Source organism: Paenibacillus sabinae T27 (assembly GCF_000612505.1).
Lineage (GTDB): Bacteria > Bacillota > Bacilli > Paenibacillales > Paenibacillaceae > Paenibacillus_AQ > Paenibacillus_AQ sabinae.
The window spans coordinates 4420197-4436453 of the sequence record NZ_CP004078.1 but is presented as its reverse complement, the minus strand read 5'-3'; the positions used below and the strand labels follow the sequence as shown (position 1 = coordinate 4436453).

The 16257-nt window shown below is 53.6% G+C and carries 14 protein-coding genes; all 14 read left to right on the top strand.

The genetic code is table 11. The features are described 5' to 3' along the window. Positions 1–169 precede the first annotated feature (169 nt). The 14 genes from PSAB_RS20325 (at position 170) to zwf (ending at position 16165) form a co-directional block, all read left to right on the top strand. A complete protein-coding gene (locus PSAB_RS20325) occupies positions 170–1969 on the top strand; it encodes a glycoside hydrolase family 66 protein (protein ID WP_051529797.1) in 1800 nt (599 codons plus the stop codon). A gap of 89 nt (positions 1970–2058) precedes the next feature. Further along, positions 2059–3849 (top strand): cache domain-containing sensor histidine kinase, encoded by a 1791-nt coding sequence (locus tag PSAB_RS20320; protein WP_025336422.1) that lies wholly within the window; start codon positions 2059–2061, stop codon positions 3847–3849. Between the two features lie 26 nt (positions 3850–3875). Next, entirely contained in the window at positions 3876–5447 is a 1572-nt protein-coding gene (locus PSAB_RS20315; RefSeq protein WP_025336421.1) for a response regulator transcription factor, read from the top strand. A gap of 45 nt (positions 5448–5492) precedes the next feature. Next, positions 5493–6737 (top strand): extracellular solute-binding protein, encoded by a 1245-nt coding sequence (locus tag PSAB_RS20310; protein ID WP_025336420.1) that lies wholly within the window; start codon positions 5493–5495, stop codon positions 6735–6737. A gap of 267 nt (positions 6738–7004) precedes the next feature. Continuing rightward, positions 7005–8183, top strand: a complete 1179-nt coding sequence (locus PSAB_RS20305; protein WP_025335161.1) for an IS110 family RNA-guided transposase — start codon at positions 7005–7007, stop codon at positions 8181–8183. A 295-nt stretch (positions 8184–8478) separates the two neighbouring features. Beyond that, complete coding sequence (locus PSAB_RS20300; protein WP_025336419.1) at positions 8479–8781, top strand: hypothetical protein; 303 nt, start codon at positions 8479–8481, stop codon at positions 8779–8781. A gap of 44 nt (positions 8782–8825) precedes the next feature. Continuing rightward, the gene (locus tag PSAB_RS20295; protein ID WP_025336418.1) at positions 8826–9500 is read left to right on the top strand and encodes a PspA/IM30 family protein; all 675 of its coding nucleotides are present in this window, start codon (positions 8826–8828) and stop codon (positions 9498–9500) included. 4 nt (positions 9501–9504) lie between these two features. Further along, on the top strand, positions 9505–9996 hold the full coding sequence (locus PSAB_RS20290; RefSeq protein WP_025336417.1) for a PspC domain-containing protein: 492 nt from the start codon (positions 9505–9507) through the stop codon (positions 9994–9996). A 3-nt stretch (positions 9997–9999) separates the two neighbouring features. Then, on the top strand, positions 10000–10701 hold the full coding sequence (locus PSAB_RS20285; RefSeq protein WP_025336416.1) for a PspA/IM30 family protein: 702 nt from the start codon (positions 10000–10002) through the stop codon (positions 10699–10701). Between the two features lie 181 nt (positions 10702–10882). Beyond that, a complete protein-coding gene (gene liaF, locus PSAB_RS20280) occupies positions 10883–11530 on the top strand; it encodes a cell wall-active antibiotics response protein LiaF (RefSeq protein ID WP_025336415.1) in 648 nt (215 codons plus the stop codon). A gap of 24 nt (positions 11531–11554) precedes the next feature. Then, positions 11555–12601 (top strand): sensor histidine kinase, encoded by a 1047-nt coding sequence (locus tag PSAB_RS20275; RefSeq protein WP_025336414.1) that lies wholly within the window; start codon positions 11555–11557, stop codon positions 12599–12601. A 17-nt stretch (positions 12602–12618) separates the two neighbouring features. Then, positions 12619–13272: a response regulator gene (locus tag PSAB_RS20270; protein WP_025336413.1), complete on the top strand. Its 654-nt coding sequence runs from the start codon at positions 12619–12621 to the stop codon at positions 13270–13272. A gap of 283 nt (positions 13273–13555) precedes the next feature. Continuing rightward, a complete protein-coding gene (locus PSAB_RS20265; protein WP_025336412.1) occupies positions 13556–14395 on the top strand; it encodes a YwmB family TATA-box binding protein in 840 nt (279 codons plus the stop codon). A gap of 216 nt (positions 14396–14611) precedes the next feature. Then, positions 14612–16165: a glucose-6-phosphate dehydrogenase gene (gene zwf, locus PSAB_RS20260; protein WP_025336411.1), complete on the top strand. Its 1554-nt coding sequence runs from the start codon at positions 14612–14614 to the stop codon at positions 16163–16165. Positions 16166–16257 lie beyond the last annotated feature (92 nt).

Below are 16257 nucleotides of genomic sequence, written 5' to 3'. Positions count from 1 at the left end.
TGCAATATCTTTTGTGAATTCGTAAAAATAAGACACCACACAAAATTGTTAGCGCATACAATGTTGATATGACAACAAAAATGCGAATTGCCCGTTAAAAATCGCCATTTGATCTGAAGGAGGGTTTCCCGGATAATGAACAAAAACTATGAGAACAGGAAGTGGGAGAATGAAACGCGCCAGGTGGATGCGGATGGCCGGGGTTGCTGCGGTCTGCGCGGCTATAACGTTAACTTCGGCCTGCCAAAAAACTTGGAATACCGCCGAGACCCCGCCAAAGCATGTGGTCATTCATAAAGGCTCTCTACTGAAAGGATTATCCACGGATAAAGCGGCTTACTGGCCCGGAGAAGATGTCCGGTTTGAGCTGAAGTTCAAGCGGCCCGAACCGGGCGGAACCGCAAGTATCCGTTACCTGCATTTGGACAGGGTCATAAAGGAAGAGAAGCTGCAAGCTGAAGGGGACAAGCTGGTCTGGAGCTGGGAGCCGCCCCGGCAAGAGGGACAAGGCTATATGGCCGAAGTCGTATATGAGCGGGACGGTGAGGCGGATCAGATGAACATTGGTGTGGACGTATCGTCCGATTGGGGGAAATTCCCCCGGTACGGATATCTGGCCGATTTCTCAAACATGAACACAGGTGAGAAGTCGCGGGTCATCGAACGGTTGAACCGTTTTCATATTAATGGCATCCAGTTCTACGATTGGCAGTACAAGCATCAGGAACCGATTCGGTGGGAAGAAGGCAGGCCGGCGGCGGAATGGAAGGATATTGCCAACCGCTCCGTATCACTTAGTACGGTAAAAGACTACATCGATCTGGCTCACGGTCACGGCATGAAGGCCATGAACTATAACCTGCTGTTTGGCGCTTATGCGGACGCGGAGCAGGATGGCGTGAACAGAGACTGGGGCTTGTTTAAAGACCCGGGCGGCACCGAGCAGGATCATCACCCGCTTCCGGACGAATGGGCGAGCGATATTTATCTGTATGATCCCTCTAACCCGGATTGGCAGAATTACTTGATCGAAAAAGAAAAGAAAACGTTCGACACGCTTCCCTTTGACGGCTGGCATGTGGATCAGCTGGGAGACAGGGGGGCATTGTGGTCTCGTGACGGCAGAAGCGTCAATCTCGCCGCGACATATCCGTCGTTCCTGAATGCGGCCAAGGAGAAGCTTGATGTGGATTATGTGATGAACGCCGTCGGCCAGTTCGGTCAGGAATCCATCGCGAAGGAAGCGCCCGTCAAGTTTCTGTACACTGAAGTATGGGGCAACCATCCGCAGTACCGGAATTTAAAAGATATCATTGACGAGAATTCGAGATTCAGCGGAAACCTGCTGAACACGGTGCTTGCTGCTTATATGAATTATCATTTATCCGATGCGCCGGGAACGTTCAACACGCCGGGAATTCTGCTGACAGATGCGGTCATTTTTGCCTCGGGCGGGTCCCATCTGGAGCTGGGAGAGAATATGCTGTCCAAAGAATATTTTCCTCATAAAAATTTAAGCGTATCCCCGGAACTGGAAGAGCAGCTCGTTTCATACTACGATTTTCTGGTGGCGTATCAGAATCTGCTGCGGGATCACCCGGTAAAATCCAGCCTGAAAGCCGAAGGGACGAAAGAGGTCGCGATATCGGATCAAGCGGAGCAGGGCAAGGTGTGGTCTTTCTCCAAGCGTAAGGATGGAAAAGACATCGTTCAATTTATCAATTTCAGCGATGCTTCCGCCATGGACTGGAACGATGATCGCGGAACGCAGACGGAACCGGCGGAAAAACGGAACGTTGCCGTATCCGTCAGAACGGACCGCCCGGTATCCAGAGTATGGTTTGCTTCTCCGGATCATAACGGAGGATCGCCTCAGGCGCTGCCTTTCACGCAGCGGGGCGGCGTTGTGAAATGGAAGCTGCCAGCGCTGAAATACTGGGATATGGTCGTTATTGAATATAAGAAATAGAAGAGTTTCTTAATTTTCCTATATATAACATTGGTATTGGGCTTTACATCTAGTACACTTTTAGATAGAAACGAAATAGGAGAGGCTGTATGCTGCGAACACTGACAATTTCCAAAAGCTTCACCGCCAAAATCATCGTGGTTCTCCTGCTCGTTATTTTGATTCCGACCGTCTTCACAAGCTTGTCCTTCTACTGGGTGTCGGACTCCATTCTCAAAAAGAACGTTAGAGAATCCACGCTCCAGATTGCGGAGCAGACGGCGGATTCGCTCTCTTTTATATTAAATGTGGGGATTGATACCTCCGACTTTATTTCCAGCGATCCCAACATCCAGCGCGCCGCCTTGCAGGTGAACGGCGATCCAACCTATGAGGATAACTGGAATTATCAGTACATCAATACGCTGCTGAACAATTACGTGTATTCGAACTCTTTTGTCAAAATCGTGTATTTATTGAAGGAGGAAGGAAAGGGATGGGGCAGCGGAACCTTTTCGGACACCGAGCTTAAGCAGATCCGCCTGTCCGACGAGGATTGGGTGAAGGAAGTGAAGCGCAAGGACGGAGAGCTGGTGTGGCAGGGCCTTCAGTACGACCACTTCAGCGGCGGCGGAGAGAATACGGATCTGGTTCTGCCGGTGGGAAGAGTGCTGAAGGACTTTGACACGATGAACAATATCGGACTGGTGCAGGTTCATTTGGACGGGCAGTCGATCCTTGGAACGATCCGGAAGCTGAAGCTTGGGAATACAGGCAAGTTCTTCGTCGTCGATTCCGAAGGGAGGATCATGATTGATTCCAACCTTCAAATGATTAACAAGCGGGTGCAGAATCCCGATTTGTACAGTAGCATTGTGGACAATGACAGAGTTGAGTTCGAGTTCGAAATGGACGGCATCCCCTATTACGGGGTCAAGCAGCTGCTGACCAACGGCTGGATGCTTGTCGGAACCGTTCCTGTGAATGAAATCAGCGGGCAGCTCGAGCAGCTTCAGACCCGAATTCTGCTGACCTCAGCCTTATTCTCCATGATCGCCGTCGGCATCGGCCTTTTCGTGGCCGGGATGGTGACCAAACCTGTTAAGCAGCTTACCCAAAGCATGCTCCGCGTGCAGCAAGGCGATTTGGATACGAGGACGGACATCCGCACGGCCGATGAAATCGGATTTTTAAGCAAGCAGTTTAACAAAATGGTGCATGAAATCGGGAATTTGATGCGGCAGGTAGAGAATGAGCAGAACGAGAAGCACCACGCGGAGCTTCGGGCGGTCATGCACCGGATTCACCCGCATTTTCTGTTTAACACACTCAGCACGCTGCGGTGGCTTATTGATTCCGGCCAGAACAGCCGCGCATCCGAGGTGTTGTCGGCATTAAATCATCTGCTTGAGGCGAACATGGGCAAGAACGGCGTCATGATTACAGTGGATGAGGAGCTCGATATAATCCGTAAGTATCTGATCATTCTGGAGCTGCGTTATGAAAAGAACTTTCATCTGGAGCTGGACGTCCAGCCCGGGACGGAGAAGATCATGATTCCCCGCATGCTGCTGCAGCCGCTGGTGGAGAACGCCATCTTCCATGGAATCGTTCCGAAAAATACGGCTGGCAGAATCTCGATAACGATCCGAAAAGGCGCCGAGGGACTCGAATTCCGGGTGGAGGACGATGGCAGAGGGATTGGCGAGGAGAAGCTGAGGCAGTTAAATGAAGCAAAGGCTGCAGTGGACCAAGGTGGAACCGGCATCGGTCTGCGCCATATTTATGACACGCTGCGGCTGTATTACGATCAAAATTGGGAGTGTTCGATGGTCAGCGTTCCCGGGCAGGGAACGACCGTACACATTTTATTAAAAAAGCCGATAGAAACGACCTCTTAGAACCGGCAAAAAGCGGGAGGAGCACCATGTATAGAGTACTGATCGTAGATGACGAACCGGTAATCCGCCATGGAATCAGCGCGTTTATCGACTGGGAACAGGAAGGGATGTCTGCGGAGGACCACTACGCGAACGGTGCGGAGGCATTGGCTGCGCTGGAACGCGAGTCCTTCGATATACTGATTACGGATATCAAAATGCCCTTGATGAACGGCATAGACCTGATGAAGCAGGCACAGGCGCTTTGCCCTTGGATCAAGGTGGTTCTGATCAGCAATTACAGTGACTTTGAATATGTCAAAGAGGGGCTGAAGCTGGGCGCCGTCGATTATCTGCTAAAGCTGACTTTGAAAAAGGACGATCTTCTGGCCGTCCTGCACCGGAGCATTGCCATGCTGGAGGACGAGAGGAAGCAGGATTCCGAGCTGATCCAGTATCGGCAGAGCGCTCTTTATCTCGAAAGGAAGCGCGAGGAGCAGGAAATCAAGCGGTGGATCGTACAGGAGCAGATCACGCCGTCCGCCGCGGCGGGCGCCCCGGAGTGGCTGGAAGAACCCTATGCCGGTGTCTATCTTATGTTGGACGGAGCTGAGGACTGGAAAGAGAATAACGGCTATTTATATGTTCAGCTCTTGCTTGAGGACCTGCAGGAAGCGTTCTATGAGCGGATGGAGAAGGGAAGCGCACTGCTGGTCGCGGAGAACAGCCTGTTCCTGATCTTTCCGGAGCGCGAGGGAGAAGCGGTACGGCAGTTTCAAGTGTGGAAGCAGGGCGTCGAAGCGGAATGGAGCATTTCCACATCGGCAGGGCTGGCTATAGGTCAGGAAGCTGGTTGGCTTCTTCAGGGATATGCGGAGAGCCGCTTGGCCTGTCAGCAGCGTTTTTTCAAGGGGCTGGGCGGATGGTTTGAGAGCGGGAGACCGGAGAGCAAGCGTGAACTGTCGCCGCCGGACCTTGTACAGGCCGAGGATTGGGAACCGTTTTATGAGATGATCCGAGGCGGAGAACCGGCTTCCCATGCGATTGATTTCGCGCTTGAACGCTGGAAGAGCCGGCTCTTGAGCCCGGAGCAGGTTCAACAGGAGGCCTGTATGCTGCTTGCCGGTACTTACCGGCTGCAGGCGGGCGCCGAATCACTTCCTCCCGAAGAGCAGGAGCTGATCCGCAAGACGGAAACCTTGGAGCAGTTGGCCGCCTTCATGGTTGGCGAGCTGGAGCAGAACGGGATGTCCATGATTCCTCAATTGTCTGATAACGGTTACGGGGGACAGATAATCACGAGGGCACTGGAGCACATTGCCGCCCATTTCACCGAAAACTTGACGCTTCAGAGCGTGGCGGATACCGTGCATCTAAGCAAAAGCTATTTCAGTCTGTTATTCAAAAAACAAACCGGGCGAAACTTTATCGATTATGTGATCGAGCTGCGGATTCGGGAAGCCAAGCGGCTGCTTGCCCAGGATGACAGCCGGATCTATGATGTGGCCCAAGGCGCTGGATTTAAGGACGTTAAATACTTCAGCAAGGTGTTCAAAAAAGGAACAGGGCTCACTCCGGTGGAATACAGGGAAAGCCTGAAGTGCAGCGCTGAACCGTAAAGAGAGGGGGAGATTTCCGTCTTTGTATTCCGGTGGTTTATCTTTTTGACAACGATTGTGTTAACAGCCGGTTGCGCCGGCGCGTCCGTAATCTCGGAACCGGGCAAGGTCCAGACGCTTCATGGGAATGACAAAACGGTCATTACCTTCTGGCATACGTACAATGATAGGGAAACCCGTCTGCTGGTGAAGAAGCTCATCCCGGCTTTCGAGCGGAACAATCCCGATATACGGGTGAAATGCATCAATCTGGCTAATTCCAATGAACTGAAGTACAGCTTGATTGCGCGCGCCTCCTCCAACCGAGGTCCGGATGTGGTGCGGATGGATATTGCCTGGGTGCCGGAATTTGCGCATAAAGACCTCCTTGAGCCGCTGGAAGGATTTCCGGGGTTTGAGCAGCTTGAGTATGCGTTCTACAACAAAGGGCTCAGCATCGGTTTTTATCAAGATGAATACTATTCGTTGCCGCTTAACCTGTACACCAAGACGGCAATCTTTAACCGGAAGCTGCTGAGGCAGGCGGGGTATTCCGAGCCGCCCGGCACCATGGACGAAATTTTAGAGGTGGCCCGCGAGCACCGCTTTACGATTGGCCTGGGAGGATTGGACCCTTGGGACACGCTGCCCTATATCTACAGCCTTGGAGGTTCGTTCATGGACCCCGGGTTTACCGGGGCAACGGGTTATTTAAACAGTCCGGGCACCGTTCGTGCGGTAGAGAAGCTGACAGGCTTATATAAGGAAAAGCTTATTCATCTCTCGGCGGTTACGCTGAACAGCGATAACTGGGAGAAGGTGAGGAATGGAAATATGCTCATTACCGACGACGCACCGTGGTTCTACAGTTTATTGAAGCATTCGGAGCTTAATCTTGCTCTTGAGCAGACCTTGCCCGTTCCCTTCCCGCGCTCCATCGTCCCTTCCTCGATTATCGGCGGCGAGAATCTGGTCATTATGAAGGGCAGCCAGCATCCTGCCGAAGCTTGGGCATTTATTCAATGGATGACCAGCAAGGAAGCGCAGCTCATTATGTCCCGGTCGGGGTTAATCCCGGCGAACAGGGAAGCGCTTAAGGCGATGAAGGTCAGTCCGGATTCCTATCTTTATCCCTATGTTGAAGCTGTGGACGAGGGCTTTTTGCGTCCGACGGTCAAGAACTGGGACAAAATCGAACTGGTGTATACGTTATACCTGAACAAAATATTCCTGGGTGAATTACCCGTACAGCAAGGTCTTGACCTTGCGGCCGCCGAGATCGACGGCCTTTTGAAAGATACGGAATACTGAAGGGAGACCCTGCGAAGGGTCTTTTCGTATTATTAGGTCAGCCAGAAACTTCTGGTTGGCCTAATTTTGTAGTTGTTTTAAGATGGCGGTAGCCGGGAGAACGAGGGTCTTTTAGGGGAATATACCCCGGAGCAAAAACTGTTCTCCCACTGCCTCCAATGACCATGTTTGAGCTGGTAGGGGCAATGGACCCCGCATCACAAGCGAAGCTATGGGTTTGGAACCATCGTGGGAGTGCCGGCGAATACTGAAAGAGTGGAGGAAATTATGGAACCGGTTATTGGACTGGATGTTTCGAAGGGAAGTAGTGTATTTCAAGCCTTTACAGGGCGGAATGAAGCGTGGGGGGAAACCGAAGTCATGGTTCATGAAGCGAAAGGGTTTGGACGGTTGAAAGCATGCGTAGAGCAACTGCAGGAACAGACCAGCCAAGAGCCCGTGGTTATTCTGGAGGCGACGGGACATTACCACCGGGGACTAGTGAACTTTTTGGTACAGCAGGGAATCCGGCATTGTATCGTAAATCCCTTGCAGTCCAAAAGAGCGAGAGGAACCAAGCTCCGGAAAGTCAAGACGGATGCGGCGGATGCCTGGCATCTGGCCGAGATGTATTACCGGGGTGAAATCCTGCCTCACCGGACTCCGGAAGACGTTTATACCGAGCTTCAGCATGTAACCAGACAGCATGAATTTGTGACGGGTTTATATGTACAGGCGAAGCTCAATACTCGGGCCCTGCTGGATCAGGTGTTCCCTGCGTTCGAGGGAATATTTTATAATCTATACTCGGAAACGGCACTGCGAGTGCTGGAGTGTTGTTTGCGGGGTCAGGAAGACCGGGTGTACGAGACGATGGAGAAGACGGCAGGACAGTCACATGCCAAGTGGTGGGTGGAAGAAAAGGCTCAGCGTGTGGAGGAGGCCTTGAGTGAATGGCACCAGGTCAAAGTGAGTTCATCTCAAGTCTACATTCTAGAGGGGATGCTTTCCCTACTTCATTCCTTGCAAGAGCAGTTAAAGCGCTTAGAGAAGCAGATGCAGGAGCTTTCGATGGGAATGCCGGAAACAGAACTGCTGAGAACGATTCCCGGGATTGGAGAAAAACTGGCAGCTACGCTTGTAGCGGAATTGGGAGACATTCGGCAGTTTGAAAGCCCGAAACAGTTGGTGGCTTATGCAGGGCTGGACCCTGGGGTATTTAATTCAGGGAAATTCACCGCTTCCAGCAACCGAATTACCAAGCGAGGCTCCAAACGTCTGAGAAGGGCCTTGTATTTAGCTGTACAATGTAGTCTCAGGCGAGGCGACTGCTCTAAACTCAGACCTTATTACGACAAGAAAAAGAAAGAAGGCAAGCCCTACAAGGTCGCGGTGATTGCTTGCGCCAACAAGCTGCTTCATCACATATACGCGATCCTAAGAAAAGGCCAGCCTTACCAGGTATAATCCCATATTAATCCAGCAACTCTCCACGCCAATGGAGGTTTTTTTTGCTGTGCTCAAAAATAACTATACCAGCAATTTTTAAATTCTCCAAGACTGGATGCTTGACAAACATTAGCTGGTTTTTGCGTCCTGAGCTGTGTTCCGGGGCGCCTATCGCTGATTGAGGAACGGAAGTCTTAATGCCGCCCCGCCTTAGGTCCAGTTTCAAAAACCGTCCCCGGTCCGTTTTGAACGGCCCCGATTTTTCCTAAAATAAGAGCATAAGGAACAGGACATCGAAAGGCGGTGAGAAAGAATGCACAGAAACAGAGGAAACGGCCTCGCGTTCATACTGATTACCATCGGTGCGATTATGCTGCTGGGGTTGGCGCTTCCGCTAATCCACGGAATTTTCAGACTTCTCTTCCCGGTGCTGCTGGTGGTTCTCGGCTACTACGGAATCAAGAGCGGACGCAAGGTGATCGGCTGGATCGTGATGTTTATCGGCATCATGTCCCTGATCAGCAAGCTGGCCTGGCTGATTGGACCGCTGCTTGGCATAGCGCTGGTCGTGTGGGGAATATCGGTACTTAAAGGCAAGAGAAGCACGCATTATTAATAAATGAGAATTTAACTTAAGCGGCAAGGAGGGAGCAGTAGACAATGAGCGTTTTTCGACGAATGCGGGACATTACCGTAGCCAATTTAAATGAAAAGCTGGAACAAAGCCAGGACCCCGTGAAGCTGATCGATCAATTTCTGTATACGACCCGCGAGGAAATAAGCGAAGCCGAAAGATTGTATCAGCAGTACGCGAATCATACGAAGCAGCTTCAAAATCAGGTTGACCAGGCGGCTTCCATGAGGAACAAGCGGGAGGAGCAGGCGCTGCTGGCGCTCAAGGCGGGCGAGGATAATCTCGCCAAGCTGGCTCTGCAGGAGAAAATTATTTTTGAGGAAAAGCTGGAGCAGTACGGCGGTCTGCTGGAGCAGAGCCGGCAGTCTCTGCTGGAGCTGGAGCAGCAGCTCGGCGAACTGAAGCTGGAGTATCAGTCGGTGTACAGCAAGCGCCAGTATTATGCGGCCCGGATGGAGACGCTCCGGCTGCAGCAGCGGATGAATGAGCGGGCCGCCGCTTACGGAGGCGGTGACATTCCCAAAATGTTCGGACGTCTGGATGACCGGCTTGCCGACTGGGAGCTGGAGGCCAAAAGCCTGCGCGACCTGCGGCGGATGGGCCAGGAATACGCGGTCCAGGCGGGCGAGACGGTCGCCGGCGTTCTGGAACGGGAGCTGGCCAAGCTGAAGGATAAACTGAACAAGGAAGGAAAGGAGTAGCGTTATGACGAGGTTGTATCGATCTACCCGCGATAAAGTACTTACAGGTCTTACCGGCGGATTGGCGGAAGCGATCGGCATCGACTCCACGCTGCTGCGGATTGTGCTACTTATCAGCATTCCCTTTACGGGCGGCGCCGTTATACCGGTGTATTTCATCGCCGCGCTGATCTTTCCGAAGGAGCCGGGGCCTTATCCCCCTTACGGCTTCGGGCCCGAAATGGCGGACGGCGGCTATGGTCCGCATCACAGAGGCGACGGTGGTTACAGCCGCCGGGGCTGCGGACATCGAGGTCCATTCGGCCCGTCCGGGCCGCGGCCCTATGGCCGGGACGGCCATTATGATCCGCGGTACGGCCAATCCGGAGGCCATGCCGCGCAGGAATCCGCTCTGGACGACATGATGAAGGACATTGAGAAGAAAGCGATGCAGAAAGAAATCGAAGAGCTTAAACGCAAGCTGTCCAAATACGAAGACAAGAAGGGAGAAGTGTAAAACATGGGAGTTTTCAAAAGAATCAAAGATATGACCAAAGCATCCGTCAACGATCTGCTGGATAAGGTGGAAGACCCGATTGTTATGCTGAATCAGTATTTGCGCGATATGGAGGCCGAAATTCACGAAGCGGAAGTTACGGTTGCCAAGCAAATGGCAAATGAACGCCGGATGAAGCAGCGTGTGGACGAAGCAGCGAAGTTGTCCGGACAGCGCGGCGCCCAAGCCGAGCTTGCCTTGAAGAACGGCCAGGAGGAAGTGGCTCGCAAGCTTCTGGAAGAGAAAATTTACTTTGACCAAAAATTCGGTGAATACAACGAGCTGCATGCGCAGGCGGAAGTCCATGCCAAGGAACTGGTGCAGCAGCTGCATGACATGAAGGATGAATTCTACAAGCTGCGCAACAAGCGCAACGAGCTGGTGTCCCGGGCCCAAATGGCCAAGGCAAAGAAACAGATGTCGCAAATCAGCAGCGTGCACAGCATCGAGAGCGGCAGCGCGTCGCTTGGATTCCACCGCATGGAAGAGAAGATCATGCAGCTTGAAGCCGAGGCCGATGTGCTTCGCGCTCCGTACCGGCCTTCGGCCCCTGCCGCTTACAGCCCGATCGACGCCGAGAAGCAGCTCAAAGTGGAAGAGCAGCTGAACGCGCTGAAGAGCAAGCTGAACGGTTCGGCCGAAGCTTCGAAAGGCACGGAAGAATAATAACCGGGCATAGGCTGGGATCGGGATAATGCCTGTTCCATAAATACAGGCCGATATGATATGCTGTAACGAGAGGAAAGCCATACGGATGGATTACCATACCGGCATGGCTTTTCCGGCCGTTTGGTGCCGGGCCGCCCGAAGGTACGGCCGGCTAATCTAACCATAAAGGAGGTGCGAAATGGAAAAGCGAAACCGTTTGATAGCCATAGGACTGATCGCTGTCGGATGCTTGATGATTTTTGGCAGATGGATCGGTTTCCTTTCCATTGTCGCCCTTTTACTTCTGCTGCTGGGCATCTTCCGGACGAAATCGGGGAAGATCAAGCAGGGATATACGCTGCTGGGTATCGGCGCGGTGCTTCTGCTGCTGGATCATCTGGTGCTAGTGCTGGGCATTTGCCTGATCTCGCTGGGCATGTTCTTCGTCAAATCCAAAGGCTTGCAGCAGGGGAGAAATCATCTTCAGAAGCAGAATTTCTCCTCAAGCTTTAACTGGGACCGGTCACCCTGGGTGATGCACAGTCTGAGCGCCTGGCATGTGCTGGGCGAGACGGATCTGGATCTGTCGCTGGCGATGGCGGAAGACAAGGAGACGGTCATGCTGTTTCAGGGGATTTTTGGAGATGTGGATCTGCATTTGGCTGACGGTTACGGCGTGGAAATCGAAGCGTTCGTGCTGTTCGGCTCCATCGAATTCGGGAGTCAGCGCGATGCGGGGATGATGAACCGGCTGAACTGGAAGTCTCCGGGCTACGAAAGCAGCGAGCATCGGGTGAAGGTCAGCGTTTCTTATTTGATGGGTGATTTGGATGTAAGACTGCCATAGGCGGATAAGGAGGGAGAGCTCCGGATGGATCATAAAAAGAATGCCAATATCGTGTCGCGCAGCATGGGCGAAGGAGCTCTGTTCTCCTTTGTCCTGCTGCTCGTTATATTGTACATGATGTATACATACGGTTTTTTGCGTCCTTATGAAAGCCTGGACTTCGGGCTCAGGACGGTCTCGCTGCTGCTTCTGCCGATCGGCCTCGGCGTAGGATTCGGCTTCTATCAGAGCTTCCGCGTCAAGCGCAGGCTTGAGCGGATGCGGGAGACGCTGCTGCTGTGGGAAAAAGGCAACCTGACGCTGACTATGCCCACGCTTGGAGAGGACGAGCTTGGGCGGCTGGCGGAGCAATTGAATGTGATCGGAAGCAAATGGGAGGACCAGGTGACGACGCTTCAGCGCCTGTCGACGAATAACGCCCAGCTTGCCGAGCAGGCGAGGGTGTCGGCGATTGTGGAGGAGCGGCAGCGTTTGGCCCGGGAGCTGCATGATGCGGTCTCCCAGCAGCTGTTCGCCATTTCCATGACGGCGACTGCCGTCGGCCGGACGCTGGAGAAGGATTTCGACAAGGCCCAGCGCCAGATCGCACTCATCGAGGAAATGGCTGCGGTGGCCCAGTCGGAGATGAGGGCGCTGCTGCTGCATCTGCGTCCCGTCTATCTGGAAGGGAAGCGGCTCGAGCAGGGCATCCGGGAATTGATCAAGGAGCTGCAGGTGAAGGTGCCGATCGATATCCATTTTGAAATGGACTCTGGTGTGCAGCTTGTGAAGGGGATCGAGAACCACCTGTTCCGCATTGTGCAGGAGGCCATCTCCAATACGCTGAGGCATGCCAAGGCGGACAAAATGGAGATTCGCATCCACCGGCGGGGCGATACGGTTCGCATGACCATCCGCGACGACGGAATCGGCTTTGATATGGATGCCGGCAAGCAGACGTCCTACGGCCTGTCCAATATGCAGGAGCGCATTACCGAAACGGGCGGATCAATCCAGTTCATAACGGCGCCGGGCAAAGGCACGCGCATCGAGATTACGGTGCCGCTGCTCAGCGAGGATAAGGGGATTTAATCAGGGAGGGAACAACCATGGAGAATGGGGAACCGATTAAAGTGCTGCTTGTGGACGACCACGAGATGGTCCGAATCGGGCTGGCTGCTGTGCTTGGAACCGAGGATGGAATCGAGGTCGTCGGCGAAGCCGGGGGCGGCGAGGAAGGCGTTCGTCTGGCGCAGGAATACAAGCCGGATGTCGTGCTCATGGACCTCGTCATGGAAGGGATGGACGGTATCGAGACGACAAGGCAGATCATGAAGCTCTACCCGGAGTGTAAGGTGATTGTGCTGACGAGCTATTTGGACGATGAAAAAATGTATCCCGTAATCGAGGCCGGCGCATTCAGCTATCTGCTCAAGACCTCCCGCGCTACCGAAGTGGCCGATGCGATCCGTGCGGCGGCCCGGGGACAGTCCGTCCTCGTCTCGCAGGTCGCCTCCAAAATGATGAACCGGTTCCGGAGCGACGCCCGGATTGAGGCTCCGGCACATTCGGAGCTGACGGACCGGGAGATGGAGGTGCTGAAGCTGCTGGCGCAGGGCAAATCCAACCAGGATATTGCCGACCAGCTGATCATCGGCATCAAGACGGTGAAGTTCCACGTCACCAATATTCTCGCCAAGCTGGGCGTGGAAGACCGTACGCAGGCGGCCATTTACGCTTATAAGAACGGGCTGGCCGAGTAGCGATTACGGACAGGCGGTACATGTAGCGTGATATAGCGATAACCCCCGGTGTGGCTCCATGCCCGTTAAGGGTTAAACGCCGTGGTAGCAGCGGTATCGGCCGCTGTAGTTTTAGACAATCCAGCCTGTAGTACAGACTTAACGACAGCAGTCGGCGAACCAGCCGGCTTCTTTGCGTATTGCTGAGGCCTTAGCCTTTTCCGGCTTTCAGTATAAAATCTCTCAGGACCGGTTATCCTGTCTAGTAGATTGCTAGAACGGAACCGAAAGGGAGAGAGAAGCGATGGGTAACCGGGGAAGAGTAGGGAGCAAGGGAATGTTGCTGATGTTCGTTCTGTGCTGTGCTGCGGTGCTGCTGCTGGCTGGATTTCGCAGCGGAGCGGAAATCAGCCCGGCGGAATCGGGCGGCGCGGAGGCTGTGCGCCCTGGCGGAGCGGTCGTCCAAGGCTCTGCCGGCCGTGAAGAGCCGTCGGACTCGGTCGCGCTGCTCACTGAGCTTGGACGGAGCGTGACGGAGCCGGGCTCTCCGCTGCGTCTTGTTTTTAAATGGCAGGGCTCGTATACGGGAGAGGCCGGTTCCTTGCTCGAAGGTGCGAACTCGCTCGCGAAGTCGCTCGGACTGCCGGACGCTGTCCAGTCGTCCGAGGAAGGTCATGCCGCTTACCGCTCCTCCGCCAAGACCGGAGGCATGAAGATCTCTTTGTTTTGGAGTGAAATGGGAGAGGGCGCAAGCTATGTGATCGTTACACTGGAGACGAACGATCTGTCCCGCACTGAGGGAATGGCCGAGGCCGCCGATGAGGCCGGCAGCATCCTGGCATCTGCAGGCATTGCCGCCGACTGGAACGTCTCCCTGCAAGGCATGTCCAGGGAGCATGGAGAGGCCGGCCGGGCGCTGAAGCTGACGGAGCGGACGCTTGAAGGCAAGCTGCCGGGCATGAGCGCGGCCGAAACCTACACGGATGCGGCAACCGCAAGCACCTCCTATACGGTCCCTTCCCTTGAGCATACCGTGCAGAGCGGGAAACACAGCCTTGCTTTACAGGCGGCGGTACATCAGGATGATGTCCTCGGCGGCAACCGGGTGACCCTTGGACTCCCGCTGATTACGATTGAGTACTGATTTTCAGCCAGTATAAGTTCAGATATTAAATATGATAAAAAACAGTAATAGAACTTTGACGAATTCCGAGAGAAACTGTCAGGTAATCTAATAGCATCCTCATCCGGAATATGATAAAATGACATCACGTCGTTGTAACTTTCGATTTGACATTTGACGATGAGAACTGATTTCAATAAACTATTACTATGATTGCATAGAGAAAGATGAGGAGCCATGGCTGAAAATCAAACCTTTGATGAATTGAAAACACCCGGCGCTGTATTTTTTATTTTTGGTGCAACCGGCGACTTGGCCCGGCGCAAGCTTTTTCCGGCCATTTACAGCCTGTACCGTGAAGGGAAGCTTGCCGAGGATTTTGCGGTAATCGGCGTGGCACGCCGTCCACGGAGTCCCGAGGAGTTCAGGGAAGATGTGAAGGCCTCGATCCGCGAGTTCAGCCGTTATCAAGCCATTGATGACAATGAATGGACAGGATTCGTCAATCATTTTGAGTATAAATCGCTCGATATTAACAATATTGATGGTTTCCGCGAGTTGAGAGAGCAGACCGAAGGGCTGGAGGAGCGGTTCCGCATTCCGGGCAACCGCCTGTTCTACCTGGCGCTCGCTCCCGAGCTGTTCGGAAGCGTATCGTTCAACCTGAAAGCCGGAGGCATGCTGGATGGAGAAGGCTGGAATCGTCTCGTTATTGAAAAGCCGTTCGGTTACGATCTGGAGTCGGCCGAGAAGCTGAACGAGCAGATCCGCCAAGTCTTCCAGGAAGAAGAAATCTTCCGGATCGACCATTATCTCGGCAAGGAAATGGTACAGAATATCGAAGTGATCCGCTTCGCCAACGCCTTCTTTGAGCCGCTGTGGAACAAGCAGCACATCGCCAACATCCAGATTACGCTGGGTGAAACCGTCGGTGTCGAAGAGCGCGGCGGCTATTACGACCATGCCGGAGCGCTGCGGGATATGGCCCAGAACCATATGCTTCAGCTGCTGACCATGATCGCGATGGAGCCGCCAAGCCGTCTGCTTGCGGAGGATATCCGCGATGAGAAGGTCAAGGTGCTGCGCTCGCTCCGTCCATATTTGACCGGCGAAGAAGTGCGCAAGAACGTGGTTCGCGGGCAGTATACGCAGGGGCTGTTCAACGGCAAGACCCTGCCGGCTTACCGCCAGGAAGACAAGGTGAATCCGGAGTCAACGACGGAAACGTATTTTGCCGCCCGGGTATTCGTGGATAACTTCCGCTGGGCGGGCGTACCGTTCTACATCCGCACAGGCAAACGCCTGCCGGCCAAGACGACCGAGGTGGTTGTGGAGTTCAAGAGCATGCCTACCAATGTCTATTTGGGGCAGAAGCATAACCTGGAACCGAATCTGCTCGTTATCCGCGTTAACCCGATGGAAGGCATTTACGTGAAGATCAATGCCAAGAAGCCGGGCTCGGAATCGGAGATTCAGCCGCTGGCGATGGACTTCTGCCAGAGCTGTCTGATCGGCATCAACTCGCCGGAAGCCTATGAGCGTCTGCTGCATGATGCGGCGCGGGGCGATTCCACCTACTTCACCCGTTGGGATGAGGTATCCTCGGCATGGTCGTTCGTGGACCATATCGCCAAAGCCTGGAGAGAGGATTCCAGCGATCTGGCTTCCTATCCGGCAGGCACCTGGGGACCGGTTGAAGCGGCTGAGCTGCTTGAACAGGACGGCTTCCAGTGGTGGCCGGTCAACGGACAGAAGGAAAGTAATGTTGTATGGTCAGTGAACAATAATTAAAATCGTTAGTTCGATAGATGTTAAGAAATCTCCCTGCTTTACAGCGGGGAGATTTTTTTCACACTGGCTGGTTTTAGGTAGATAATGCCGCC

Coding starts and splice junctions, on each gene's coding strand:
- PSAB_RS20325 (WP_051529797.1), top strand. CDS start 170: ATGAAACGCGCCAGGTGGATGCGGATGGCCGGGGTTGCTGCGGTCTGC.
- PSAB_RS20320 (WP_025336422.1), top strand. CDS start 2,059: ATGCTGCGAACACTGACAATTTCCAAAAGCTTCACCGCCAAAATCATC.
- PSAB_RS20315 (WP_025336421.1), top strand. CDS start 3,876: ATGTATAGAGTACTGATCGTAGATGACGAACCGGTAATCCGCCATGGA.
- PSAB_RS20305 (WP_025335161.1), top strand. CDS start 7,005: ATGGAACCGGTTATTGGACTGGATGTTTCGAAGGGAAGTAGTGTATTT.
- PSAB_RS20300 (WP_025336419.1), top strand. CDS start 8,479: ATGCACAGAAACAGAGGAAACGGCCTCGCGTTCATACTGATTACCATC.
- PSAB_RS20295 (WP_025336418.1), top strand. CDS start 8,826: ATGAGCGTTTTTCGACGAATGCGGGACATTACCGTAGCCAATTTAAAT.
- PSAB_RS20290 (WP_025336417.1), top strand. CDS start 9,505: ATGACGAGGTTGTATCGATCTACCCGCGATAAAGTACTTACAGGTCTT.
- PSAB_RS20285 (WP_025336416.1), top strand. CDS start 10,000: ATGGGAGTTTTCAAAAGAATCAAAGATATGACCAAAGCATCCGTCAAC.
- liaF (WP_025336415.1), top strand. CDS start 10,883: ATGGAAAAGCGAAACCGTTTGATAGCCATAGGACTGATCGCTGTCGGA.
- PSAB_RS20275 (WP_025336414.1), top strand. CDS start 11,555: ATGGATCATAAAAAGAATGCCAATATCGTGTCGCGCAGCATGGGCGAA.
- PSAB_RS20270 (WP_025336413.1), top strand. CDS start 12,619: ATGGAGAATGGGGAACCGATTAAAGTGCTGCTTGTGGACGACCACGAG.
- PSAB_RS20265 (WP_025336412.1), top strand. CDS start 13,556: ATGGGTAACCGGGGAAGAGTAGGGAGCAAGGGAATGTTGCTGATGTTC.
- zwf (WP_025336411.1), top strand. CDS start 14,612: ATGGCTGAAAATCAAACCTTTGATGAATTGAAAACACCCGGCGCTGTA.